The organism is Cupriavidus sp. FW305-3-2-15-C-LB2, assembly GCF_058787575.1.
Window position 1 is genome coordinate 42,796 of sequence record NZ_JBYSZW010000026.1, and the last position, 22,856, is coordinate 65,651.

Here is a 22,856-nt window from a genome sequence, read left to right on the forward strand (position 1 = left end):
CGCAACCATGACCATCACGATGTCGCGCGCGATGTCCCATGTCAGGCCGGCCACGGGCGAGCCGCTGCTCGAAGTGGAGGACCTCCATACGCATTTCGACACGCTCACCGGGCCGGCCCGCTCGGTCAACGGCGTCTCGTACACCGTGCGTGCCGGCCAGACGCTCGGCGTGGTGGGCGAGTCAGGCTGCGGCAAGAGCGTGACGGCGCTGTCCATCATGCGGCTGCTGCCCACGCCGCCGGCACGCATCCGCGGCGCTGTGCGGCTGCGCGGCACGGACCTGTTGCAGCTCAGCGAACGCGAGATGCGCCGCATCCGCGGCAATCGCGTCTCGATGATCTTCCAGGAACCGATGACCTCGCTGAACCCGGTGCTGACGATCGGCCGCCAGATTGGCGAAACCGTGCAGCTGCACCAGGGCGCGAGCCGCTCCGAGGCGCTCAGGCGCGCGGTGGAAATGCTGCGGCTGGTGCAGATCCCAGAGCCCGAACGCCGCGTCAACGAGTATCCGCACCAGCTTTCGGGCGGCATGCGCCAGCGCGTGATGATCGCGCTGGCGCTGGCCTGCAATCCCGAGGTGCTGATCGCCGACGAACCCACCACGGCGCTCGACGTGACCATCCAGGCGCAGATCCTGGACCTGATCCGCCGCCTGCAGCAGGAACTGGGCATGGGCGTGGTGATGATCACGCACGACCTGGGCGTGGTGGCCGAATGCTGCGACCGCGTGATCGTGATGTACGCCGGGCTCAAGGTCGAGGAAGCCAGCGTCACTGAGTTGTTCGACCGCCCGCTGCACCCCTACTCCCGCGCGCTGATGGCATCGATGCCGTCGATGAACACCAGCCGCCGCCTGGCCGAAATCCCCGGCCTGGTGCCCTCGCCACAGGAAGCGCGGCGCGGTTGTGCCTTCGCGGCACGCTGCGCGCATGCCAACGCGCGCTGCGCGCGCGAGCTGCCGCAGCTCACACGCCACGGTGGCGACCATGCGGTGGCCTGCTTCGCCGTCGAGGAAGGCCGCATCGAATGCAACCCGCAAGCCCAGGAAGCCATCGCATGAGCACAATCTCCGCCACGCCAGCGCCCCTGCTCAAGGTCGACCGCCTGAAGAAACACTACCTCGCACCGCGGCGCTGGCTGGCACCGGGCAGCCCGCCGATCCAGGCTGTGGACGGCGTGTCCTTCACCGTGGAGCACGGCGAGACGCTATCGCTGGTCGGCGAATCCGGCTGCGGCAAGACCACCACTGCCAAGTCGGTGCTGCGCCTGATCGAGCCGACTTCAGGCTCGGTGCAGCTCGACGGCGAGGAACTGCTGGGCCTGCCGGCAAGCGCCATGCGGCAGCGCCGGCGCGACCTGCAGATCATCTTCCAGGACCCCTATGCCTCGCTCAGCCCGCGGCTGACGGCGGGCGAGATCGTGGGCGAGCCGCTGCGCAACTTCGGCCTGCAGTCGCGTGCCGAGCGCAACGAGCGCGTGCAATGGCTGTTCAGCAAGGTCGGCCTGCGGCCCGAAGCCGTGCGCAAGTTCCCGCACGAGTTCTCCGGCGGCCAGCGCCAGCGGCTGGGCATCGCGCGCGCGCTGGCACTCAACCCGAAGCTGATCGTCTGCGACGAGCCGGTATCGGCGCTCGATGTTTCCGTCCAGGCGCAGGTGGTCAACCTGCTGATGGACCTGCAGGCCGAGTTCGGCATCGCCTACCTGTTCGTCGCGCACGACCTGGCCGTGGTGCGCCATATCAGCCACCGGGTCGCCGTGATGTACCTCGGCCAGATCGTCGAACTGGCCGACCGCGACACCTTGTTCTCGGCGCCGCGCCACCCCTATACCGAGATCCTGCTGTCCGCCGTGCCGGTGCCCGACCCGCGCAGGCCCGCGCGGCGCCTGCTGCTGCAGGGCGATCCGCCCAGCCCGGCCAATCCGCCGGCAGGCTGCCGCTTCCACACGCGCTGCCCGCATGCGCAAGCCCGCTGCAAGGAGCAGGCCCCCTTGCTGACCGAACGTCCCTCCGCCACCGGCATCCACCACGTGGCCTGCCATTTCCGCTGACCGCCACGCTCCAGTCCAGGAAAGGAATCCCATGTCCGACCCCACCTCTGCACACGCCCCGCACTATGACCTGCTGATCGCCGGCGGCACCGTGATCGATGGCAGCAAGGCACCCCGCTTCAGCGCCGATATCGGCGTGCGCGACGGCTGCATCGCTGCGATCGGCGACCTCGCCGGGCACACGGCCGACCGCGTGCTGGATGCAACGGACCTGATCGTCGCCCCAGGCTTCATCGACGCGCACACGCATGATGACCAGGCGGTGCTGTCGCAACCCACCATGCCGTTCAAAGTCTCGCAGGGCGTCACCACCGTGATCGCCGGCAACTGCGGCATCAGCGCCGCGCCGCTGCGCGCCGACATGGATCTGCCGATGCCGCTGAGCCTGATCGACACACCGGCGCAAGGCCGCTTCACCACCTTCGCCGCCTACCTCGACGCGCTGCGTACCATGCCGAGCTCGGTCAATGTAGCCGCCATGGTCGGGCATTCGACCTTGCGCGCGGTCACCATGGCGGCGCTGGACCGGCCAGCCGATGCCAAGGAGATCGCCGCCATGCAGGCGCTGGTCGAGGAGGCCATGCAGGCCGGCGCGATCGGCCTGTCGACCGGCACCTTCTACCCGCCCGCCGCCATGGCGACGACCGAGGAGATCATCGAAGTCTGCCGGCCGCTCAGTGTGCGCAAGGCGCTCTACGTCACCCATATGCGCGACGAGTCCGACCACGTCATGGCCTCGCTCGATGAGACCTTCCGCATCGGCCGAGAGCTCGACGTGCCGGTGGTGGTGTCGCACCACAAGGTGCAGAGGCAGGCCAATTTTGGCAAGAGCCAGGTAACCCTGCCCTTTATCCGCGAGGCCATGAAGCACCAGTGCGTGTCGCTCGACTGCTACCCGTACACGGCCGGCTCCACCATGATCCGCACTGACCGCGGCATGCTCGACGGCCGGGTGCTGATCGCCGCCAGCGAACCGCACCCCGAATGCGCGGGCCGCGATCTCGACGACATCGCCAGGGAATGGGGCGTGCCCAAGGACGAAGCGGCGCGCCGCCTGCAGCCTGGCACCGCGATCTACTTCCAGATGGACGAGGACGATGTCCAGCGCATCCTTGCCTTCGACGAAACCATGATCGGCTCCGACGGCATCCCCGTCGGCGCCAGCCCGCATCCGCGCCTGTGGGGCACCTTCCCGCGCGTACTGGGGCACTACTGCCGCGAGGTCGGCCTGTTCCCGCTGGAGACGGCGGTCTGGAAAATGACCGGACTGACGGCGCGCAACTTCGGCCTGCACCGGCGCGGCACGCTTACCGTGGGCAACCATGCCGACATCGTCGTTTTCGATGCGGCCAACGTGCGCGATGCCGCCAGTTACGAAACCCCCACCCGGCCAGCCGAAGGCATCGACACCGTGATCGTCAACGGCACCATTACCTGGCAGCACGGCGCGCACAGCGGGGCCCGCGACGGGCAGGTCATCACGCGGCCAGCAGGTCCCGAGGCGGGAAATGCGGCGCCTGCCTGAGGCCCGCAGCAAGGGGCCGCCAGAAGCGAAGCCGCCGGCGGCTCAGAACTTGGGAATGCGCAGCGTCTTGCTGACCATCAGCGTGCCCGACAGCGCGAACAGCAGCGCCAGCGGATGCAGCACCGCCGGGCCCAGCACCCACGCGCCGCCCGGCAGTTCGCCGCCAAGCTGGCCTTGCCAGGCGCACCATGCCAGCACCGCGGTCAGCAGCACGCTGGTCGGGATCGGCGTGCCTTCGAAGTAGGCGACCTTGCCGCTGTCGCTGCCCTCGGCCAGGGATTCGGCGGTGACGTTGAAGCGCGCCAGCCGGCTGACACCGCAGCAGACAAAGTAGATCAGCACGGCCAGGTCCCAGCCGCCGCGCATGCCGGCGGCAAAGGCCAGCGTGGCCGGCCCGACGCCGAACGAGATCACGTCGGCCAGCGAATCCAGTTCGCGCCCCAGCGCCGAATGCGCATGGCGCCAGCGCGCGATGCGGCCGTCAAGCACGTCGAAAATAAAGGCCAGCGGCGCCAATGCCGCCGCCGTGTAGAAATGCGACAACTGCTGGTCGGCCACGTAGAACATGGCGAAGAACACCGACCCCATGCCGCAGGCCGCATTGCCCAGCGTAAAGACATCGGCCAGCTGCAGCTCGCGCAGCATCGAGAAATGGCGGGGACGTTCCGGCCGGGTGCTCATGGCGTGCGCTTACAGGACCTTGGCCACGTGGTGCACGTCAGGCGGCGCGGCAAAGGTTTCACCGACCAGGGCGCGCCATTGCTGGAACTCGGGCGATTCGCGGAAATGGACCATATGGTCGTCCACCGTCTCCCATTCCACCACTAGCGTGTATTGTTCCGGCTGCTCGATCGAGCGGAACAGCTGCACGCCGTGGCAGCCGCGCGAGCGCAGGAACAGCGGCGTGGCCTGGCTCACGCCCTGCTCCAGTTGCTTGTCCATGCCGGGCTTGATGGTGAGTTGTGCGATTTCCTTGATCATGACGGTTTTACCAATGGAGTAGATGCCGGGGCACCGGCGGGTGTCTGCTACCTTAGCACGATCGCGGGGCCACATGCCTGCTGCAAGCATTCCGTTACACGCGGCGGTTAGCATCGTCCACCCTGCCACTACCTGCCGATAACACCATGCGAATGTCCCTGCGCAAGCGCCACCTCGCCCGGGCCGTCTTGCCCGCCCTCGCCTTGACCTGCCTGGCGGGCGCGCATGCTGCATCGCAACCATGCGGCACGCCGGCGACGTCGATCGCCGAGATCCAGGGTGCCGCGGCGGCGTCGCCGCTCGCGGGCAGCGTGGTGGAGGTAGAGGCAGTCGTCACCGCGGCCTTCAGCGGCGATGGCAGCCTGCGCGGCTTCTTCCTGCAGACCGCGGACGCGCAACGCCTGCACCGGCCCGGCGTGTCGGAAGGCCTGTTTGTTTATGCGCCACGCACCACGGCGCGCGCCGGCGACATGGTGCGCGTGTCCGGAAGGGTCGAAGAGAAATTCGGGCAGACGCAGCTGGTGCTGTCCGGTGCGCTGGCGGTGTGCGCACGCAGCATGGCGGTGACGCCGCAGACGCTGGCCTTGCCGGTCGCGGGCGAATCCGATCTTGCCGCGCGTGAAGGCATGCTGGTGCGCCTGCCCCAGACGCTGACGGTTGCCGATACCCATGAGCTTGGTCGCTATGGCACTCTGGCGCTGAGCGACGGCCGGCCCATCGCGCCGACGCAACAGGCACTGCCGGGAACGGCCGCGCGGCAAGCCGCCGCCGCCAACGCCCGCAACCGGCTGTTGCTTGACGATGGCTCGACGCGGCAGTATCCCGCCGTGGTGCCCTACCCGCCACCGCGCCTGGCCGCGGACCACCCGGTGCGGGCCGGAGACACGGTCAGCGGCGTGCAGGGGGTGCTGGAAAAACGCCACGGGCAGTGGCGCCTGCAGCCGGTGCCCGGAGCGAGCGCGCCGGTATTCCAGGCCACCAACCCGCGCCGCGGTGCCCCGCCGCGGCATCCGGCCACCACGCTGCGCGTGGCCGCCTTCAACCTGCAGAACTACTTCAATGGTGACGGCCAGGGCGGCGGTTTCGATGCCCCCGGCAACCGCGGCGCGCAGGACGCCGCGGCGCTGGCACGCCAGGAAGCCAGGCTGCTCGCCGCGCTGCGGGGACTGGATGCGGACGTGATCGGCGTGATGGAGGTAGAAAACGACGGCTACGGCCAGTACAGCGCGATCCGCCAGCTGGCCACGCGGCTGGGGCCGGACTGGCGCGTGCTCGATCCCGGCACGCCGGCGCTTGGCAGCGATGCCATCGCTGTCGGCCTGCTGTACAACGCCCGCACCGCCGTGCCCGCCGGGCGCGCGGCCACCACCTGGCTGGGCGAGCGCAGCCGCCAGCCGCTGGCCGGCACCTTCCGCGCGGCGGCTGGCGGCACGCCGGTCACGGTCGTGGTCAATCATTTCAAGTCCAAGACGTGCACCGAGGCCACCGGCGCGCAAGCCGACCAGGGTGATGGCCAGGGTTGCTGGAATCCCGCGCGCGTGCAGGCAGCCCAGGCGCTGGCCGAATGGCTGGGCACAACGCCGACGGGCGTGGCCGGCGCGGGCGTGCTGGTGATCGGCGACCTGAACAGCTATGCGATGGAAGACCCCGTGCGCGTGCTGGCGCGCCGCGGCTATGCCGACATGGTCGCGGAATTCGCCGGGAAGCCGGCGTACAGCTACGTCTACAACGGCCAGGCGGGCTATCTCGATCATGTGCTTGCCGATGCCGCCGCGGCCCGCCATGTCATGGCCGTGCATGCCTGGCATATCAATGCCGACGAGCCTCCGGCCTTCTCCTACGCCCCGGCGCCGGGTGCGCCTGCGGTGCCGGGCCACTACGCGCCCGGCCCCTACCGTTCATCGGATCACGACCCCCTGGTGGTCGACTTCGCCAGCAGCCCCCGCGCCAGGTAAAGCACCACCAGCAGGTTGGCTGCCGCCAGCGTGCCATGCAGCCAGCTGGGGTGGACCAGGGCCTCGTACAGTTCCAGCGGAATGTAGATGCCGCCGGACCACACCCCGATCCAGTTGCCCCATGCAAGCCCGCGCCAGAGCCCGTACGCTTCGGCAAAGCGCATCAGCGTATAGACCACGGCAGAGCCGCCGATTGCCCACAGGCGGGCGTTGTCGGGATGCGCAAGCAAGGACAGGAAGATGGTGGGATAGCGGCTGGCCGGATTGACATGCAGGCGCTGGATGATGGCTTCCGCGAGCGCCTGGGCGTCGCGGTGCAGCAGTGCGGCCAGGCCCAGGCCGGCCACGATCACCAGCAAGCCCTTGGCGGCCTCGAACAATGCGATACCTCTCAGCCCCATTGCGCCCTGCTTTGCCATGCGGTGTCCCCGGTCGATGCAAGAATTGCAAAGCCGGTATTGTGCAACACCGGCAGGCAATGCCGGCATTGCGTGGCGCCGGTGCGCGCTGTCAGCGCCCGTATTCGCGCTCGCGCATGGGCCCGTCGGCATCGATGCCGCCGCTGGCGGCAATGGGGCCGTCCACGGTCAGCGGGCCGGCCACGCTCAGGTCGCCCCTGACCACCATGTCGCCATGCACCGTCACCGGGCCGTTGAAGACCTTGAGATAGCCGCCGCCGTACGGCAGCCCCCGTGCGGTGGCTGGCCCGGTGAAATACGCGGCGGTGAGCGGGCCGCTGGCATAGACGTGGCCGGCGACAACCAGCTTGCCGTGCACCGTCAGCGGCCCCTGCACCTGCGCCGAACCGCCGATGGTGATCGGGCCGGATTCATGCGGCTGGGCACGCAGCGGGCCGGCCGCGGCCAGCAGTGACAGCGCCCCGGCCGCCGCCAGCCGCCACCACGGCCAACGAACATCAAGGCGGAGCATTCGGTACGACATGACGTAGCCTCCGGCCGCACCGCGCCTAGCGCTGCAGCTTCTGGTAAGTGCCGATCAACTCTGCGGTGGCCAGGATATGGCCCCGCATCGCCCGCTCCAGCGCCTCCTTGTCAGGCATCCCCAGGTCCGGCAACGCCACGTCCAGCGCATACAGCTTGAAGAAGTAGCGGTGCCGGCCGATCGGCGGACACGGGCCGCCATAACCAGCGCGGTGCCAGTCGTTCAGCCCGTCGCGCGTGCCCGCGGGCAGCCCGGCCTTGCCGATATCCGCCGGCAGCGCCTCGGCACGGGACGGCAGGTTATAGAGCAGCCAGTGGACCCAGGTCATTTTCGGCGCGGCGGGGTCGGGTGCGTCGGGGTCGTCGACGATCAGCGCCAGGCTGGCCGTGCCGGGCGGCAGGCCGGTCCAGGCAAGCGGCGGGGAAATATCGGCGCCTTCGCAGGTGTGCTCTGCGGGAATCTCGCCACCCGGGGCGAATGCGGTCGATTGCAGCTGGAACGGCATACGGGCCTCGCTGGACGCACTGAGGGATGGCTCCAACTTAGGCCGGATCGGTGTCCCACGCAAGGCGTCGCCGCGCGCTATGGCGGCTGCGTCTCCAGCAGCGCCTTGAGCCGGCGCACGGCTTCGGTGGACTCGGCCTGGACGCGCTCGCGCAGCGTCAGGCGGTTGATCAGGGCAAAGAGCAGCGTAGGCGACCGGTAGCGGAATTCCCGCTCAATGCGCGTGCGTTCGGCCGACGGGGTCAGCGACGGCGTCATGGCGGGCGTAAGCCGGTAGGTGATGGTGCCGACCCTGCGCCCTTCGGCCACGCCTTCGATCGACCATGTGCGCGGCCGCTGGCTTTCGATGACGGTCCAGACCACCGCGCCACCGCGCTGCGCCACCATGAAGGTCTCGGTCACGCGCTCGCCCTGCCCCAGCGGATGGTCGGTCGCTCCCGCCACGCCGAGCGAGGCCGGATGCCACTTGGGCCAGTGCAGCGGCGTGGACACGTAGTCGAACACCTGCGCTGGCGGGCGCGCAATCACCACCTCGTCATGGATGGCGGTGCGGTCGGACCATGGCAGCGGCGCCAGCAGCATGCCCACGGTGATCGCGGCGAAGATCAGTCCCCAGAACGGTTTCCTGTGTCGAACAAGCATGGCGGCGGGACAGGATGCATCCGGGGCGCCCCCGTGCATCCTGTACGCATGGCGCGATGCTTCCAGTGTAGTGACTGGGAAGCATCGCGTCAGTCCCGCGCTGCTTAGCGGGCCTGGGATGCCGGCGCGCCCTCGGCCGCCGGCGCCGGCACGGCCGCCACCGTCTCCGGCAGCGGGCCCCAGCCGCCGCCCAGCCGGCGGATCAGCGACACCGTTGCCGCAGCGCGCAGGCCGGCCACCTGGTTGGCCTCGCGCTGCGACTGCAGCACGGTACGGTCGGCATCGATCACCGTCAGGTAATCGACCGCGCCGGCATCGTAGCGGCTACGCGAGATCCGCGCCGCGCGCCGGGCGCCGCCAAGTGCGCCGTCCAGCGCGCCGGCCTGCTGGCTGAGCCAGCGCACGTCCGCCAGGCTGTCTTCCACCTCGCGGAACGCCACCAGCACGGTCTGCCGGTAGCCGGCCACGGATTCCTCGTGCGCGGCACGGGCACCGGCGAGGTTGGCGCTGTTGCGGCCGCCATCGAACACGGTCTGTGCGATGGTGGAGCCGATCAGCGGCCCCAGCGCCCAGGTGCGCGACGACCACTTGAACAGGTTCGACAGGTCCGCCGATTCAAAGCCGAACAGCCCCGTCAGCGTGATGCGCGGGAAGAACGCCGCCTTGGCCACGCCGATGCGCGCGTTGGCCGCGGCCATCTGGCGTTCCGCCGCGGCGATGTCGGGGCGGCGCTCCAGCAGCTCGGACGGCAACCCGGCGGGAATCGCGATCGGCGCCGCGTCGAACGGGCGCGCCGGCAGCGAGAATGCCGCCGGCGGCACGCCGGTCAGCACCGCCAGCGCATGCTCCTGGTTGGCGCGGCGGCGTTCGATGCCGGCCAGGTCCGCGCGCGCGGTGCCGAGTTCAGCTTCGGCACGGGCGGGATCCAGGTCGGTGGTCTCGCCGGCGTCATAGCGCTTCTTCAGCAATGACAGCGCATCCTCGCGCAGTTTGATGGTGGCATTGAGCAGGTCGCGCTCGCTGTCCAGCGTGCGCAGCGCGAAGTACGCCTGCGCCACGTCGGCCTGCAGCGCCAGCTGCACCGAGCGGTACAGGTCCTCCGCGGCCTCGCCTTCAGCCCGGGCGGCGTTGACGCTGGACGCGACGCGGCCGAACAGGTCGAGCTCATAGCTGGCGAACGCGCGCGCCTTCAGCACCGTCTGCGGCGGCACCCGCGTGCCGTCAGGCAAGCCTTGCGAGGCCGCCGACGGCTGCGCGCGTGTCGGGTCCAGCCCCACGCTCAGTTGCGGGTACAGGTCCGCCTCAGTGGCACCCGTGAAGGCCCGCGCCTGCTTCAGGCGGGCAGCGGCAATCGCCAGATCCTGGTTGGAGCTGCCAGCCGCGTCGATCAGGCGGTCCAGTTCGGCATCGCCAAAGATCTTCCACCAGTCGCCGCGATGCTGGCCTTCGGCCGGCGTCGCGGTCTTCCATTGCGCGCCTTCGGCCTGGGCGGCCTCGGCCTCCTTGAAGGCCGGCACGGTGGCCGTTTCGGGCACCTTGTAGGTCGGGGCCAGCGAGCAGCCCGCAAGGATCAGCGCTGCCGCCAGGGTCGCCAGCTTATGCAGCCAATTTGTTGTCGAAAATGCAGGGGCATTCATGTTGATCACCATTATTCAGCCGATGCCGTCAGTTGCGCGCCCTGCTCTTGTGTGGCCGTGCGGCGCTGGCCGCGCGTGGCCAGCAGGCGCAGCGCCACATAGAACACCGGCGTCAGGAACAGCCCGAAGAAGGTCACGCCGAGCATGCCCGCGAACACTGCCACGCCCATGGCATGGCGCATCTCGGAGCCGGCGCCGGTGGAGATCACCAGCGGCACCACGCCCATGATGAAAGCGAACGAGGTCATCAGGATCGGGCGCAGGCGCAGGCGGCTGGCTTCGATCGCGGCCTGCACCACGGTGCGGCCGTGATGCTCCAGTTCGCGCGCAAACTCCACGATCAGGATCGCGTTCTTCGCTGACAAGCCCACCAGCACGATGAAGCCGATCTGCGTGAAGATGTTGTTGTCGCCCTGCGTCAGCCACACCCCGGTCATCGCCGCCAGCAGGCTCATCGGCACGATCAGGATCACCGCCAGCGGCAGCGTCAGGCTTTCGTACTGGGCAGCCAGCACCAGGAACACCAGCAGCACGCACAGCGGGAAGATCCACACCCCCGCATTGCCGGCCAGGATGTCCTGGTAGGTCAGCTCGGTCCATTCGAACTTCATGCCCTTGGGCAGGGTCTCGGCGGCAATGCGCTCGGCCGCGGCCTGGGCCTGGCCCGACGAGAACCCGGGCGCGGGCCCGCCGTTCATGTCGGCGGCGGTAAAGCCGTTGTAGCGCACCACGCTGTCCGGACCAAAGCCCTGCTTGACCTGCACCAGCGACGACAGCGGCACCATGTCGCCGGCGGCGTTGCGCGTCTTCAGCTGCAGGATGTCCTCGGCATGGGCGCGGAACGGCGCGTCTGCCTGCACCTTGACCTGGTAGGTCCGGCCGAACTTGTTGAAGTCGTTGACATAGGCCGAGCCCAGGTAGGTCTGCAGCGTGTCGAACACCTCGGTCACCGGCACGCCCAGCTGCTTGGCCTTGACGCGGTCCAGCTTGACGTCGAGCTGCGGCACGTTGACCTGGTAGTTGCTGAAGATGCCGGTCAGCTCGGGCGTGGCGCGCGCCTTGTTGGCAAACGCGTTGGTGGCCTCGAACAGCGCGTCATAGCCCAGCGCCGCACGATCCTCGATCATCAGCTTGAAACCGCCGATGGTGCCCAGGCCCTGCACAGGCGGCGGCGGGAACACCGCGATAAAGGCATCCTGAACGGCCGCGTACTTCTGGTTCAGGTCGGCCGCGATCGCCGCGCCGGACAGCTCCTTGGTCTTGCGCTCCTCGAACGGCTTGAGCGTGGCGAAGACGATGCCGGCGCTGGGGCTGTTGGTGAAGCCGTTGATCGACAGGCCCGGGAAGGCCACCGCCGATTCCACGCCCGGATGCTTGAGCGCGATATCGCTCATCTTGCGGATCACGTCCTCGGTGCGGTCCAGCGTGGCGCCGTCCGGCAGCTTGGCAAAGCCCACCAGGTACTGCTTGTCCTGCGCCGGCACAAAGCCCTTGGGCACCAGCTGGAACACGCCCCAGGTCAGCGCCAGCATCACCGCGTAGACCCCGAATACCGAGCCCTTGCGGCGGATCACGCCCTTCACCCCACGGCCATAGCTTTCAGCGCTGCGGCCGAAGAAGCGGTTGAAGCGCTTGAAGAAACCGCCGAACACGCGGTCCATCCTGCGCGACAACCAGTCCTTGGGCGCGTCATGGCTCCTGAGCAGCAGTGCCGACAGTGCCGGCGACAGCGTCAGCGAGTTGAACGCCGAGATGATGGTCGAGATCGAGATGGTCAGCGCGAACTGCTTGTAGAACTGGCCGGTCAGGCCCGTCATGAAGGCCAGCGGCACGAACACGGCGATCAGCGTCAGCGCGATGGCGATGATGGGGCCGCTGACTTCGCGCATGGCCTTGTAGGTGGCCTCCTTCGGCGTCAGCCCCTCTTCGATATTGCGCTCGACGTTTTCCACCACCACGATCGCATCATCGACCACGATACCGATGGCCAGCACCAGCCCGAACAGCGACAGCGCGTTGATCGAGAAGCCGAACGCATGCATCAGCCCGAAGGTACCGACGATCGACACCGGCACCGCCAGCAGCGGGATGATCGACGCGCGCCAGGTCTGCAGGAACAGGATCACCACCAGCACCACCAGCGCAATGGCCTCGAACAGCGTATGCGTCACCGCCTCGATGGAGTGGCGCACGAACTGCGTGGGGTCATAGACAATGCTGTAGTCGATGCCGTCCGGGAAGTTCTGCTTGAGCTCTTCCATGGTCTTGCGCACGTCATCCGAGATCTGGATGGCGTTGGAGCCCGGCGCCTGGAAGATGGGAATGGCCACCGCCGGCTTGTTGTCCAGCAGCGAGCGCAGTGCGTACTCAGACGCGCCCAGCTCGATGCGGGCAACGTCCTTCAGGTACGTGACGGCACCGTCTGCGGAAGTGCGCACGACGATATCGCCGAACTCCTCCACCGTGCTCAGGCGGCCCTGCGCATTGACCGACAGCTGCAGGTCCGCGCCCGGCAGCGCCGGCGACTGGCCGATCACGCCGGCCGCCACCTGCACGTTCTGCTCGCGGATGGCCCTGACCACGTCGCTGGTGGCGAGCTGGCGCTCGGCCATCTTCTCCGGATTGAGCCAGACGCGCATGGCGTAGTCGCCCGAGCCGAACAGCTGCACCTGGCCCACGCCCTGCAGGCGCGCCAGCCGGTCCTTGACGTTGATCACCGCGTAGTTGCGCAGGTAGGTCATGTCATAGCGGTCGTTGGGCGAGACCAGGTGGACCACCATGGTCAGGTCCGGCGAGCTCTTGACCGTGGTGATGCCCAGCCGGCGCACGTCTTCCGGCAGGCGCGGCTCGGCCTGCGAGACGCGGTTCTGCACCAGCTGCTGGGCCTTGTCCGGGTCGGTGCCCAGCTTGAAGGTCACGGTCAGCGTGAGCAGGCCGTCGCTGTTGGACTGCGAAGACATGTACAGCATGTCTTCGACGCCGTTGATCTGCTCTTCCAACGGCGAAGCGACGGTCTCGGCAATCACCTTGGGGTTGGCGCCCGGAAACTGCGCGCGCACGACCACCGACGGCGGCACCACTTCCGGGTACTCCGAGATCGGTAGCTTGAACATCGATATGGCGCCAATCAGGAAGATCAGCACCGACAGCACCCCCGCGAAGATGGGGCGGTCGATAAAAAATTTAGAGAGATTCATCTTGGTCTCTGCAAAAACGCTCCCCTGGCGGCCCGCCATGGCGGGCACCATCAACTGCTTTGGGAGCGAAAAAAACTAGGGGCGCTGGGTGTGCGGGTTCACGTGGTTACCATAAGCGACGGAATCAAACATCGCTCAGGCCGGCTCCCTCTCCCCTCAGCGGGAGAGGGGAGCAAACCATCGGCTCGCATGACTCAGCTCACCGGCTTCACGTCGGCTTCGCCCTTCTCGCTCGCAGCCTGCTTGCGGTCAGGCGTAGTGCCGCGTGGTTCCAGTTCGCTGCGGAAGGCCATCGCCACCGGCTTGGGCTGGACCGTGTCGCCCGGCCGCACGCGCTGCAGGCCATTGACGACGATGGTCTCGCCCGGCTTCAGGCCCTTGCGCACCACGCGCAGGCCGTCATGGTTAGGCCCCAGTTCCACTTCGCGGTAGACCAGCTTGTTGGTCTTGTCGACCACCAGCACGAACTTCTTGCCCTGGTCGGTGCCGATGGCGCGGTCATTGACCAGCACCGCCGCATGCGGCGCGCCGCCGCCCAGCTTGACCTTGGCGTACAGTCCCGGCAGCAGGCGCCCGTCTTCGTTCTGGAACACCGCGCGCACGCGGATGGTGCCGCTGCGCGGGTCCAGGCGGTTGTCGACCGACTGGATCTTGCCCTCATGCGGATTGCCGTCCTCGTTGGCCAGGCCCAGGTAGACCGGCAGGTTGGGCTGGCCACCGCCGGCACCCGGCGCGGTGTAGCGCAGGTAGCTCTGCTCGTCGATCTCGAAACTTGCATAGATCGGCGACACCGACACCACCGTGGTCAGGGCCGGCGAGCCCGTGCCCGCAGCCACCAGGTTGCCGACGGTGATCTCGGCGCGCGACACGCGCCCGGCGACCGGCGCGGTGATGCGGGTGTAGGCCAGGTTCAGGCGTGCGGTTTCCAGCTGCGCCTGGGCAGCCCGCACGTTGGCACTGGTTTCGCGGGCCGCGTTGATGCGCTCGTCGAACTCGCGCTTCGAGATCGCGTTGTCGTCCAGCAGCCGCTGGGCGCGCGTCTGTTCGCTCTGCGCATGGGCGGCGCGCACCTGCGCCGCGCCCAGCGCGGCGTCGGCACGGGCGACTTCCGCGGCATAAGGACGCGGGTCAATCGTGAAGAGCGGGTCGCCCTTCTTCACCAGCGCGCCCTCGCGGAAGTGCACGGCGTCAATGGTGCCGCCGACGCGCGGGCGGATCTCGACGCGCTCCACGGCCTCGACCCGTCCGGAGAACTCATCCCACTCGGTGATGGTCTGGCCGACCACGGCGGCCACTTCAATCGCCGGCGCGGGCGGCGGGGTGTTGGCATGGGCTTCGCCGCCATGCCACGGGCGCAAGATCGAGCCGGCCACGCCGGCGCCCAGCACCACGACGATGGCGAGGGCAATCAAAGTACGTCGTTTCTGCTGCTGCATTTCTCAAACTCCTGGATCGGGTTTTCTTCAACCGGAAAAGCAAATGGCCGAACGCCGCCTGCCGGTCCGCGTGGGCGGACCGGAACCATGGCCAAACTGATGGTCGGACTTAGGACCGCTTGCGTGTCGCGGCGGTCCTGGCTCTGGCCGAAACAGAGCCGGCTGGCGGTTGTCTGGAGCGGCTCAGCCGGCGGGCTTGGCTCCAGGCCGGCTGGCGTTGGCGTCAGCGCGGCGTTCAGTCAGGGATGAGGTATCGTCGGCCGCGGCCAGACATCGCCGCAGGAACCGCGCACCTTCGTCGACCCATGCCTGACAGCTGTCATGGGCCTCTTCCACGCCGTCGCCGCAGGCGCCGGGCATGATCATGGCCTGGGCGGGCACACCGGCCTTGGCCAGGCGCCCGGCGAAGGCTTCGCCTTCGGCACGCAGCGCGTCGTATTCAGCCACCTGGACCAGCGTGGGCGGCAGCCCGGCCAGGCGCGAGGCCAGCGCCGGGGCGGCATACGGATGCACCGTATCCGCCGGCGTCGGCAGGTAGTCGCGATAGTTGTCGGCCAGGCGCCGCAGGGTGTCCATCGGCACCTGCCCGCCGTCGAACCCCGCGCAGGACGCATGCTGCAGGCACGGGTCCGTCACCGGGCGGATCAGCCATTGCCCGCGCGGTTGCGCGGTGCCGCGGTCGCGCAGCATCTGCGCCAGCGCGATCGCCAGGTTGCCCCCGGCCTCCTCGCCCACCAGCGCAAAGCGGGTCTTGTCCAGCTTCAGCCGCCGGGCATTGCGCAGCACCCACTGCACCGTGCTGTGCGCGTCCTCCGGCGCCGCCGGGAACGGATGGTCCGGCGCCAGCGAATACGCCGGCGTTACCACCACCGCCGGCACCGTGGTGGCCAGGTCCTGCACCAGATGGCATGCGTGTTCCAGGCCGCCTTCGACGAAGCCGCCGGCATGCAGGTACACCAGCCAGGGCAGCAGCGCGGCGCCCTCGGCGCCCGGCGCCGGATAGCCCGCCGGGTAGCACACCCGAACCAGGATCTCGCGCCCGTCACTGGTCACCGTATGCTCGGCCACGCGCACCTGCCCCTGCCCGGCTGCCGTGGGGGCAGAGGCGGCGCTGGCTGCATCAGGGCGTTGGCCTGGCTTCTCGGACATGGCGTTGGCGCACGGCGGAAACAATGCGCTTGAGTGTTGCGATGCAACGGATTATGGTGATTGACGAGGATGGGATAAAGCGAGAGATCGCCAATGCACTGTTCCGGGATTGGAATAATCGCAAACCGCCCCGTCATGCCACTGAAACCGCATATCCCCACGCATGACAAGGTCTTGGATTTTGTGATTCACTGCGGCTCTCGGCACGCGCGGCGGTCTGCCAGGCCGGTGCGCGCCCGATCAGAAATCCATGCCGGAACCCGCGCCCAGCCAGCGCGCAGTCCCTGTACCAGCCAGCCGGCAGACTCCCCACAACAACAACCAGCATGGCCACGTGCGTCACGAGCGCGCGCGGCACGCCGTTCGGATCTATCGTCGGAACCTCATCATGGACCGTCTCGTATCAATGCAGGCATTCACCCGGGTCGTGGACGTCGGCAGCTTTGCGCGCGCCGCGGAATCGATGGACTTGCCCAAGGCCACGCTGACCCGCCTGATCCAGAACCTGGAAACCCACCTGGGCGTCAAGCTGCTGCACCGGACCACGCGCCGCATCAGCGTGACCAACGACGGCGCGGCCTATTACGAACGGTGCGTGCGCATCCTGGCCGATGTCGAGGAAGCCGAGCAGTCGCTGACGCGGCAGAACAACTCGCCACGCGGCACGCTGTCGGTGGACACCACCGCGGGGCTGGCGCAGCTGGTGCTGGTGCCCCACCTGCACGAATTCTTCCAGGCCTACCCGGACCTGAAGCTGGACCTGACCATCAACGGCAAGCCGATCGACCTGCTGCAGGAAGGCGTGGACGTGGTGCTGCGCGTGGGCACGCCGGTCGAGGAATCCATGGTGGCCCGCCGCATCGGCCATGTACAACTGGCGTTCTACGCCTCGCCGATCTACCTGAACCGCTTCGGCACCCCGCACGACCTGGCCGAACTGGCCCAGCACAAGGCGGTCAATTTCCTGTCCAACCGCACCGGCCGTGAGATGCCGTGGCCCATGGCGCGCGGCATGGAGCGCAGCGAGGTGCTGCTGCCGTCGGCCATTTCCACCAACGATGCCGATGTCTACATGGGCTGCGCCCTGGAAGGCCACGGCGTGGCACGGGTCTCGCGCGCCATGGCCGAGCCCTATGTGGCCAGCGGCCGGCTGGTGGAGGTCATGACCGACTGGCAGACCGAAGAACTGCCGATCTCGGCGATGTATCCGCAGAACCGGCACCTGTCGGCCAAGGTGCGGGTGTTCGTCAACTGGGCAGCGGACCTGTTCTCGCGCCACCCGCACTTTGGTGCGGCACAGCAGCGGCTGGCAGCCGCAGCCTGATGGCGTGATTGGCTAGTGTCCTGTTCCGTATCTACGGAACAGGACACTAGTGCACTCAGTCTAGTGCGGCATGTAGGACAAAACCGGAAATCGGCCTGGCGCCGGCCAGCCTATACTGTTTCTTCCGAAATCATGACAAGAAGAGGAGTCCGATGAAACAAGTGCTTCCCCCCCTGGCGGCCTGCATCGCCGCGACCATTGCACTGGCCGGCTGCGCCGGCTCCGGCATGAGCTCCTCGTCTGCGGCCAGCGCGTCCGGCACCAGCGCCAGCAGCAGCGCCAGGGCGGCGGCCACGCTCCAGCCCAAGAGCGGCAGCAATACTGGCGGCACCGTGACCTTCCAGCAGCAGCCCGGCGGCGTGATGATGACTGCGGCGATCACCGGCCTGCCGCCCAACTCCGTGCACGGCTTCCACGTCCATGAGAAGGGCGACTGCTCCGCGCCTGACGCGATGAGCGCGGGCGGCCACTTCAACCCGACCGGCAAGCCCCACGGCCAGATGACCATGCCTGACCACCATGCCGGCGACATGAACAACGTCACCGCGGACGCCAGCGGCAACGTTCGCGTCAGCATGCTGCTGCCGGACCTGACCGTTGGCACGGGCGCCAACGGGGTGATCGGCCGCGCGGTGGTGGTACACAAGGATCCGGACGACTACAAGACGCAGCCGACCGGTAATGCGGGCGGGCGGATTGCTTGCGGGGTTGTCGCGGCTTCGTAAGTCGTAGGCTCACTACCGGCGCGTCCAGCGACTGCGGGTGGACCCCCTCTCCCGCAAGCGGGAGAGGGGAGCAGACCGTCGGCATGGAAATTCTTCCGCGCCTCAATACCCCTTGAAATTCGCATTCACCCGCTGCCGCAGGTAGTCCCCCGCGCTGATCGGCGGATACTTGCCACCCGGCCCTTCGATCATCGCACCTCGGTTGGCCTGGCAGAAGAACGCCATGCTGTAGCGCGGGCCCATGTATTCATCCGGCGCGGGATTGCGCACGCGGTGGAAGTTCGACGGCAGCCGGTCGTCGCTCCAGCGCATCAGCATGTCGCCAATATTGCAGGTGATGACTTCCTCGTCCGGCTCGATCGGGGTCCATGCCTGCGCCTCCATCTCCTTGCCGGGGCAGACCTGCAGCCCGCCCTGGCCGGGGCGCTGAAACAGCAGCGTCAGGCAATCGAAATCCGTATGCGCGCCGGCGCGCCAGAGCTCCAGCTTGTCGCGCAGTTCGGGCGGGATCGCGTAGTAGTGCAGCAGCCGCAGCGTGCTCTGGTAGTCCGGCGCCCGCGGATCGTGCGCCTGCGTGAAGAAGTCGCTGGCAAAGCCGAGCTTGCCGGCGAAGCATGACAGCACCTTCATTCCCACCTCCCAGCATTGCGCCTCGAAGGCGAGCATGGTGGCGCGAAAGCCTTCCAGTTCGTCATCGCCGGGCCACAGCCCGGCCATGTGCGGGCGCGTGATCTGGTAGGACTCCTTCTGGTCCGGGGTGCCGGTCGAGGGGCGCACCTGCGCGCGGCTTTCCCAGCCGGCGTTGTTGGCCTTCTGCAGCGGGTATTGCGCCTTGACGGCGTCAGGCAGCGCGAAGAAGCGCTCGGTCATGGCAAAGGCTTCGCGCACGCTGGTCAGGTCGATGCCGTGGTTGGCGATCTGGAAGAAGCCGACGTCGACCGATGCCTGCCACAGTTCGTCGGCGATCTGCGCCTTGCGCCGCGCGTAGTCGGACAGGTCGATGCGGCGGATCTCGCGCTGGCGGGTTTCCGAACCGAACGCGCCCATGCGCGATTCGCGGTGGAGTTCGGCCAGGGCGTAGGCGGTGTCTGGTTGGCTCATGGTGTTCCTTGTGCAAAGCGGGTCAGGGATTGGCCCCTCGCCGGCACAGGCAGACCACCATGGCAACGCACGCCGGGACAACGCGCTCCTGAGGTCGCCTGTGCCAGCCTGCGCGATGGCGAGAGGCACGGACTTCAAGAGCAATTCCCGGCCATCCGGCGTGCGTCTGCGACGCGCCGCGCGGATGGTGAACGCTTCTACTCTTGCCCGAGGTTATGCAGGTTCCGGGCCAGGGGTTTTTGCACCGGGATCGCAGCGATTGCGCCGGGGCTTGCGCCGTGATGGCGCATGCCGGGCGACGGCTTGGTGCATGGCGCCGCGCAGCGCCCGGCACGGATCCTGCTGAAACCGCAGCGGAGTAGAAGCGTTCAGCGGCACGCCGCCCGGAAATTGCTCCCGATGATGTGCACGGTCCCCGCGCATGCCCTGGCCGCATGCCGGCGCGGCGTGGTGCCGGCGTCCTGGGAGGCCACGCTCTCCTTCCGCACCCGCGCCACCGGCCCGCGCACGCATCGTCCAGTGACATTCGTTCCGGAGAAAGACATGCGTCGCCGTTCCTTCCTGCGCGCCACTGGCGCCACCGCCCTGCTTGCCGCCGCCCCGTTCGCGGTGCCCCATGTCCGCGCGGCGGGCTCGCTGCAGAAGTTCAAGTTCAATCTCGGCTGGAAGGTGGAAGCCTCGGGCGCGGGGTTCCTGCTGGCGCACCAGCGCGGCTACTACAAGGACGCCGGGCTGGACGTCACCATCGATACCGGCAACGGCTCGGCCTCGGCCATCAGCCTGGTCGCGGGCGGCGCCTATGACTGCGCCTCGGCCGACCTCGCGGCGATGATCGAATTCAACACCACCAATCCGTCCGCCGCGCTCAAGGCGGTGGCCATCCAGTATGACCTGAATCCGAACGCGATCCTGGTGCGCAAGGGCAGCGGCATCGTCAGGCCAGCGGACCTGGCCGGCAAGTCCATCCTGGGCCAGCCGTTCAATGCCTCGCGCAAGCTGTTCCCGGTCTTCGCCAGGGCACAGGGCTTCGACCCCGGCGGCGTGAAGTGGGAGAGCGTCACGCCCGATATCGGCGACACGCGCTTCGTCAAGGGCGACTTCGATGCCGCCGCCTACTTCTTCTTCACCGGCCTGGTGAACCTGAAGGCGCGCGGCATGGGGCCAGAGAAGATCACCGTGTTCCGCTTCTCGGACTACGGCATGAAGTCCTACGGCAACGGGCTGGTGGCCAACCGCAAGAGCATGACATCCGATCCGGAGGTGATGAAGGCCTTCGTCAAGGCCTCTACCCGCGGCTGGCTCGACGCCATTGCCGATCCCGCCGCGGGCGGTGCCGCGGTCAAGGCGCGCGAGCCGCTGGCCGACCAGGCGCTGGAGACTGAGCGCCTGCGCCTGATCGTCGACGGCACCATGAAGACGCCCGACACCCGGCGCGACGGCTGGGGCGCGGCCACGCCGGCACGGCTGCAGGCAACGCTGGATGAAACCGTCGGCGCCTTCGGCATCAAGGCGCCGCTGACGGTGGCGGACATCTGGACTGACCAGTTCCTGCCAGCGCCATCGGACCGCCGCCTCAAGGCGTAAGGAGAGCACGCCCGTCTCTATATCGTCCCTGGCCTGAGCGATGCGCCGGAGCCCCGTGGCGCGCCACCACTTCCCGCTCCCGGTGCGTAATTAAGCCCGCGGCCCGCGCGGCATGGCAACATGGCGGCATTGCCGTAACGATCGGACCCCGCGAGGGGCCCGACAGGACCCGCCATGCCATCGCCGACAGACGCCGCGTTCGCCCCCCACCGCCGCCTGCGCGCCAATTCGCTGCTGCTGTGCGGTGCGGCCCTGCTCGGCGGCTGCGCCTTGCCGCCGCTGGATCCCCGCACCGAATCCTTTGCGCTGACGCCCGCCGAATCCCAGGCCACGCCGCTGGGCCAGGCGGTGGCCGGCGAAGTGGTGCGCCATCCGGGCCTGAGCGGCATCCATCCGCTCGAGAATGCCTACGCTGCCTTCGCCGCGCGCGTGCATCTGGCGCGCACCGCGCAGCGCACGCTAGACGTCCAGTACTACATCTGGCGCGACGACCTGACCGGCACCCTGCTGCTGGAAACGCTGCATGAAGCCGCCGACCGCGGCGTGCGCGTGCGCCTGCTGCTTGACGACAACGGCATCGCCGGCATGGACGAATGGCTGGCGGCCATGGACGCGCATCCGCAGGTCGAGGTGCGGATATTCAACCCGTTCGTGATCCGCCACCCCAAGGCGCTCAATTTCCTGACTGATTTCCGGCGCCTGAACCGGCGCATGCACAACAAGTCCTTCACCGCCGACGGCGTCGCCACCATCATCGGCGGGCGCAATGTCGGCGACGAATACTTCGGCGCCACCGATGGCGTGCTGTTTGCCGACCTCGACGTGATCGCCATCGGGCCCGCGGCCGGCGACGTGGCGCACGATTTCGACCGCTACTGGTCCAGTGCGTCGGCCTACCCGGTGGACCGGCTGGTGCCGCCGGTCAGCGTCGAACGGCTGCAGGCGCTGGTCAGCAATGCCCGCGCAGTCGAGCAGAACCCCGCTGCCGCCGCCTACCTGGCCGCGGTGCGCGACCTGCCTGACGTGCAGCGGATGCTGGACGGCACGCTGCGGTTCCAGTGGGCAAAAACGCGCATGGTCAGCGACAACCCGGCCAAGGCGCTCGGCGAGGCATCGCGCGACACCCTGGTGGCGCACCAGCTGCGTGAAATCCTGGGCGACCCGCAGCGCGAGCTTGACCTGGTCTCGCCCTACTTCGTGCCATCGACGGGCGGCACGTCCTATTTTGCCGACATGGCCAGGCGCGGCGTGGCGGTGCGCGTGCTGACCAATGCGCTGGAAGCCACCGACGTGGCCGCCGTGCATTCGGGCTATGCCAAGCGGCGCAAGGCACTGCTGGAAGCTGGCGTGGACCTGTATGAGCTGCGCCGCTCGGCCGCGCCCGGCAAGAAGGAAGAGCGCGCCGGCCCCTTTGGCAGCTCGGGCTCCAGCCTGCACGCCAAGACCTTTGCCGTCGACGGCACCCGGGTCTTCGTGGGCTCGTTCAATTTCGACCCGCGCTCGGCCACGATCAACACCGAACTGGGCTTCGTCATCGACAGCCCGGATCTGGCCGGCCGGATCGAATCCACCTTCGCCAGCGTGGTGCCGCGCGCGGCCTACCAGGTCAAGCTCGATGAAACCGGCAAGCTGTACTGGCTGGAACGGCGCGACGACGAAGTCATCCGCCACGACACCGAGCCGAACACCAGCTGGTGGCGCCGGCTTGGCATCTGGTTCCTGTCGATCCTGCCGATCGAGTCGATGCTGTAGAACGGGTTCCCGGGAGCACCGCCCCTCAGATCTGGTCGAGCAGGCTGCGCACCACATCGGCCAGCCGGCCGGCGCGCTGGCGCCCCTTGGTGTCCAGCGCCATGCCGCTGCCGCCGGCCAGCGCCTTCAGGCCAAACAAGGCATCGCCCACGTCGCGCCAGGCCGGGTAATCGGCGTGGATTTTTTCCAGCGCGGCGGCACCGGCGGCCACCTGCGCGGGTGCGGGGGTGCGGCCGGCGGCCAGGTCTTCCAGTGCCGTGGCCGCGTCCAGCAAGCCTTTGCGGTTCATCTCTGTCTCCCCCTGCAAGGTCTCTTTTGTCATGGCCGCCGCATGCGGGCAGCCATGACACTGT

At 68.3% G+C, this 22,856-nt stretch carries 20 protein-coding genes; 8 read left to right on the top strand and 12 right to left on the bottom strand.

What is annotated here, in order from left to right:
- The first annotated feature begins 7 nt into the window (after positions 1 to 7).
- From AC3WRR_RS19400 to AC3WRR_RS19410, 3 genes are read left to right on the top strand one after another with little or no spacing between them, the layout of a single operon-like run.
- Positions 8 to 1,060 carry an ABC transporter ATP-binding protein gene (locus AC3WRR_RS19400; RefSeq protein WP_010812469.1) on the top strand — a complete coding sequence of 351 codons (1,053 nt, stop codon included), beginning with the start codon at positions 8 to 10 and terminating at the stop codon, positions 1,058 to 1,060.
- The gene (locus AC3WRR_RS19405) at positions 1,057 to 2,049 is read left to right on the top strand and encodes an ABC transporter ATP-binding protein (RefSeq protein ID WP_010812468.1); all 993 of its coding nucleotides are present in this window, start codon (positions 1,057 to 1,059) and stop codon (positions 2,047 to 2,049) included. Before AC3WRR_RS19400 ends, AC3WRR_RS19405 begins: the two co-directional genes overlap by 4 nt.
- Positions 2,050 to 2,080: 31 nt before the next feature.
- On the top strand, positions 2,081 to 3,574 hold the full coding sequence (locus AC3WRR_RS19410; RefSeq protein WP_011617024.1) for an N-acyl-D-amino-acid deacylase family protein: 1,494 nt from the start codon (positions 2,081 to 2,083) through the stop codon (positions 3,572 to 3,574).
- Between the two features lie 42 nt (positions 3,575 to 3,616).
- On the opposite strand, the gene AC3WRR_RS19415 is transcribed toward AC3WRR_RS19410, so the two are convergent.
- Together AC3WRR_RS19415 and AC3WRR_RS19420 are read right to left on the bottom strand one after the other, a co-directional pair.
- The gene (locus AC3WRR_RS19415) at positions 3,617 to 4,255 is read right to left on the bottom strand and encodes a CDP-alcohol phosphatidyltransferase family protein (RefSeq protein WP_010812466.1); all 639 of its coding nucleotides are present in this window, start codon (positions 4,253 to 4,255) and stop codon (positions 3,617 to 3,619) included.
- A 9-nt stretch (positions 4,256 to 4,264) separates the two neighbouring features.
- Entirely contained in the window at positions 4,265 to 4,555 is a 291-nt protein-coding gene (locus AC3WRR_RS19420; RefSeq protein WP_010812465.1) for an antibiotic biosynthesis monooxygenase family protein, read from the bottom strand.
- 146 nt (positions 4,556 to 4,701) lie between these two features.
- Between AC3WRR_RS19420 and AC3WRR_RS19425 the strand changes: the two genes are divergently transcribed.
- Complete coding sequence (locus tag AC3WRR_RS19425) at positions 4,702 to 6,510, top strand: ExeM/NucH family extracellular endonuclease (protein ID WP_492297872.1); 1,809 nt, start codon at positions 4,702 to 4,704, stop codon at positions 6,508 to 6,510.
- Here the strand turns inward: AC3WRR_RS19425 and AC3WRR_RS19430 are convergent.
- The 8 genes from AC3WRR_RS19430 to AC3WRR_RS19465 all read right to left on the bottom strand — a co-directional run bounded on the left by AC3WRR_RS19430 (position 6,462) and on the right by AC3WRR_RS19465 (position 16,017).
- Positions 6,462 to 6,929 carry a DUF2127 domain-containing protein gene (locus AC3WRR_RS19430; protein WP_011617021.1) on the bottom strand — a complete coding sequence of 156 codons (468 nt, stop codon included), beginning with the start codon at positions 6,927 to 6,929 and terminating at the stop codon, positions 6,462 to 6,464. The two genes, AC3WRR_RS19425 and AC3WRR_RS19430, sit on opposite strands and share 49 nt — an antisense overlap.
- A 91-nt stretch (positions 6,930 to 7,020) precedes the next feature.
- The gene (locus AC3WRR_RS19435) at positions 7,021 to 7,452 is read right to left on the bottom strand and encodes a hypothetical protein (protein ID WP_439669936.1); all 432 of its coding nucleotides are present in this window, start codon (positions 7,450 to 7,452) and stop codon (positions 7,021 to 7,023) included.
- A gap of 25 nt (positions 7,453 to 7,477) precedes the next feature.
- On the bottom strand, positions 7,478 to 7,957 hold the full coding sequence (locus AC3WRR_RS19440; protein ID WP_492297874.1) for a YbhB/YbcL family Raf kinase inhibitor-like protein: 480 nt from the start codon (positions 7,955 to 7,957) through the stop codon (positions 7,478 to 7,480).
- Between the two features lie 77 nt (positions 7,958 to 8,034).
- The gene (locus AC3WRR_RS19445) at positions 8,035 to 8,598 is read right to left on the bottom strand and encodes an SRPBCC family protein (RefSeq protein ID WP_010812460.1); all 564 of its coding nucleotides are present in this window, start codon (positions 8,596 to 8,598) and stop codon (positions 8,035 to 8,037) included.
- A gap of 104 nt (positions 8,599 to 8,702) precedes the next feature.
- Complete coding sequence (locus AC3WRR_RS19450; RefSeq protein WP_492297876.1) at positions 8,703 to 10,235, bottom strand: efflux transporter outer membrane subunit; 1,533 nt, start codon at positions 10,233 to 10,235, stop codon at positions 8,703 to 8,705.
- 11 nt (positions 10,236 to 10,246) lie between these two features.
- Positions 10,247 to 13,432 carry an efflux RND transporter permease subunit gene (locus AC3WRR_RS19455; RefSeq protein ID WP_492297878.1) on the bottom strand — a complete coding sequence of 1,062 codons (3,186 nt, stop codon included), beginning with the start codon at positions 13,430 to 13,432 and terminating at the stop codon, positions 10,247 to 10,249.
- A 194-nt stretch (positions 13,433 to 13,626) separates the two neighbouring features.
- Entirely contained in the window at positions 13,627 to 14,868 is a 1,242-nt protein-coding gene (locus AC3WRR_RS19460; protein ID WP_011617018.1) for an efflux RND transporter periplasmic adaptor subunit, read from the bottom strand.
- 183 nt (positions 14,869 to 15,051) lie between these two features.
- Positions 15,052 to 16,017, bottom strand: a complete 966-nt coding sequence (locus tag AC3WRR_RS19465; protein WP_058697030.1) for an alpha/beta hydrolase — start codon at positions 16,015 to 16,017, stop codon at positions 15,052 to 15,054.
- Positions 16,018 to 16,405: 388 nt separating this feature from the next.
- Between AC3WRR_RS19465 and AC3WRR_RS19470 the strand changes: the two genes are divergently transcribed.
- Together AC3WRR_RS19470 and AC3WRR_RS19475 are read left to right on the top strand one after the other, a co-directional pair.
- The gene (locus tag AC3WRR_RS19470) at positions 16,406 to 17,341 is read left to right on the top strand and encodes a LysR family transcriptional regulator (RefSeq protein WP_011617016.1); all 936 of its coding nucleotides are present in this window, start codon (positions 16,406 to 16,408) and stop codon (positions 17,339 to 17,341) included.
- A gap of 152 nt (positions 17,342 to 17,493) precedes the next feature.
- On the top strand, positions 17,494 to 18,066 hold the full coding sequence (locus AC3WRR_RS19475; RefSeq protein WP_010812454.1) for a superoxide dismutase family protein: 573 nt from the start codon (positions 17,494 to 17,496) through the stop codon (positions 18,064 to 18,066).
- A 102-nt stretch (positions 18,067 to 18,168) separates the two neighbouring features.
- Here AC3WRR_RS19475 and AC3WRR_RS19480 read toward each other — a convergent pair whose 3' ends face one another.
- On the bottom strand, positions 18,169 to 19,167 hold the full coding sequence (locus tag AC3WRR_RS19480; protein WP_011617015.1) for an isopenicillin N synthase family dioxygenase: 999 nt from the start codon (positions 19,165 to 19,167) through the stop codon (positions 18,169 to 18,171).
- A gap of 543 nt (positions 19,168 to 19,710) precedes the next feature.
- On the opposite strand from AC3WRR_RS19480, the gene AC3WRR_RS19485 reads away from it, so the two are divergent.
- Positions 19,711 to 20,751 (top strand): ABC transporter substrate-binding protein, encoded by a 1,041-nt coding sequence (locus tag AC3WRR_RS19485; protein WP_439669935.1) that lies wholly within the window; start codon positions 19,711 to 19,713, stop codon positions 20,749 to 20,751.
- A 174-nt stretch (positions 20,752 to 20,925) separates the two neighbouring features.
- Complete coding sequence (locus tag AC3WRR_RS19490) at positions 20,926 to 22,503, top strand: phospholipase D family protein (RefSeq protein ID WP_492297880.1); 1,578 nt, start codon at positions 20,926 to 20,928, stop codon at positions 22,501 to 22,503.
- Positions 22,504 to 22,528: 25 nt separating this feature from the next.
- On the opposite strand, the gene AC3WRR_RS19495 is transcribed toward AC3WRR_RS19490, so the two are convergent.
- Positions 22,529 to 22,792, bottom strand: coding sequence for a hypothetical protein (locus AC3WRR_RS19495; protein ID WP_010812450.1), 264 nt, complete (start codon positions 22,790 to 22,792; stop codon positions 22,529 to 22,531).
- Between the last annotated feature and the right edge of the window lie 64 nt (positions 22,793 to 22,856).

Excerpts from the sequence above, each read along its gene's own strand:
- AC3WRR_RS19400 (WP_010812469.1), top strand. The coding sequence starts at position 8 with ATGACCATCACGATGTCGCGCGCGATGTCCCATGTCAGGCCGGCCACG.
- AC3WRR_RS19405 (WP_010812468.1), top strand. The coding sequence starts at position 1,057 with ATGAGCACAATCTCCGCCACGCCAGCGCCCCTGCTCAAGGTCGACCGC.
- AC3WRR_RS19410 (WP_011617024.1), top strand. The coding sequence starts at position 2,081 with ATGTCCGACCCCACCTCTGCACACGCCCCGCACTATGACCTGCTGATC.
- AC3WRR_RS19415 (WP_010812466.1), bottom strand. The coding sequence starts at position 4,255 with ATGAGCACCCGGCCGGAACGTCCCCGCCATTTCTCGATGCTGCGCGAG.
- AC3WRR_RS19420 (WP_010812465.1), bottom strand. The coding sequence starts at position 4,555 with ATGATCAAGGAAATCGCACAACTCACCATCAAGCCCGGCATGGACAAG.
- AC3WRR_RS19425 (WP_492297872.1), top strand. The coding sequence starts at position 4,702 with ATGCGAATGTCCCTGCGCAAGCGCCACCTCGCCCGGGCCGTCTTGCCC.
- AC3WRR_RS19430 (WP_011617021.1), bottom strand. The coding sequence starts at position 6,929 with ATGGCAAAGCAGGGCGCAATGGGGCTGAGAGGTATCGCATTGTTCGAG.
- AC3WRR_RS19435 (WP_439669936.1), bottom strand. The coding sequence starts at position 7,452 with ATGTCGTACCGAATGCTCCGCCTTGATGTTCGTTGGCCGTGGTGGCGG.
- AC3WRR_RS19440 (WP_492297874.1), bottom strand. The coding sequence starts at position 7,957 with ATGCCGTTCCAGCTGCAATCGACCGCATTCGCCCCGGGTGGCGAGATT.
- AC3WRR_RS19445 (WP_010812460.1), bottom strand. The coding sequence starts at position 8,598 with ATGCTTGTTCGACACAGGAAACCGTTCTGGGGACTGATCTTCGCCGCG.
- AC3WRR_RS19450 (WP_492297876.1), bottom strand. The coding sequence starts at position 10,235 with ATGAATGCCCCTGCATTTTCGACAACAAATTGGCTGCATAAGCTGGCG.
- AC3WRR_RS19455 (WP_492297878.1), bottom strand. The coding sequence starts at position 13,432 with ATGAATCTCTCTAAATTTTTTATCGACCGCCCCATCTTCGCGGGGGTG.
- AC3WRR_RS19460 (WP_011617018.1), bottom strand. The coding sequence starts at position 14,868 with ATGCAGCAGCAGAAACGACGTACTTTGATTGCCCTCGCCATCGTCGTG.
- AC3WRR_RS19465 (WP_058697030.1), bottom strand. The coding sequence starts at position 16,017 with ATGTCCGAGAAGCCAGGCCAACGCCCTGATGCAGCCAGCGCCGCCTCT.
- AC3WRR_RS19470 (WP_011617016.1), top strand. The coding sequence starts at position 16,406 with ATGGACCGTCTCGTATCAATGCAGGCATTCACCCGGGTCGTGGACGTC.
- AC3WRR_RS19475 (WP_010812454.1), top strand. The coding sequence starts at position 17,494 with ATGAAACAAGTGCTTCCCCCCCTGGCGGCCTGCATCGCCGCGACCATT.
- AC3WRR_RS19480 (WP_011617015.1), bottom strand. The coding sequence starts at position 19,167 with ATGAGCCAACCAGACACCGCCTACGCCCTGGCCGAACTCCACCGCGAA.
- AC3WRR_RS19485 (WP_439669935.1), top strand. The coding sequence starts at position 19,711 with ATGCGTCGCCGTTCCTTCCTGCGCGCCACTGGCGCCACCGCCCTGCTT.
- AC3WRR_RS19490 (WP_492297880.1), top strand. The coding sequence starts at position 20,926 with ATGCCATCGCCGACAGACGCCGCGTTCGCCCCCCACCGCCGCCTGCGC.
- AC3WRR_RS19495 (WP_010812450.1), bottom strand. The coding sequence starts at position 22,792 with ATGAACCGCAAAGGCTTGCTGGACGCGGCCACGGCACTGGAAGACCTG.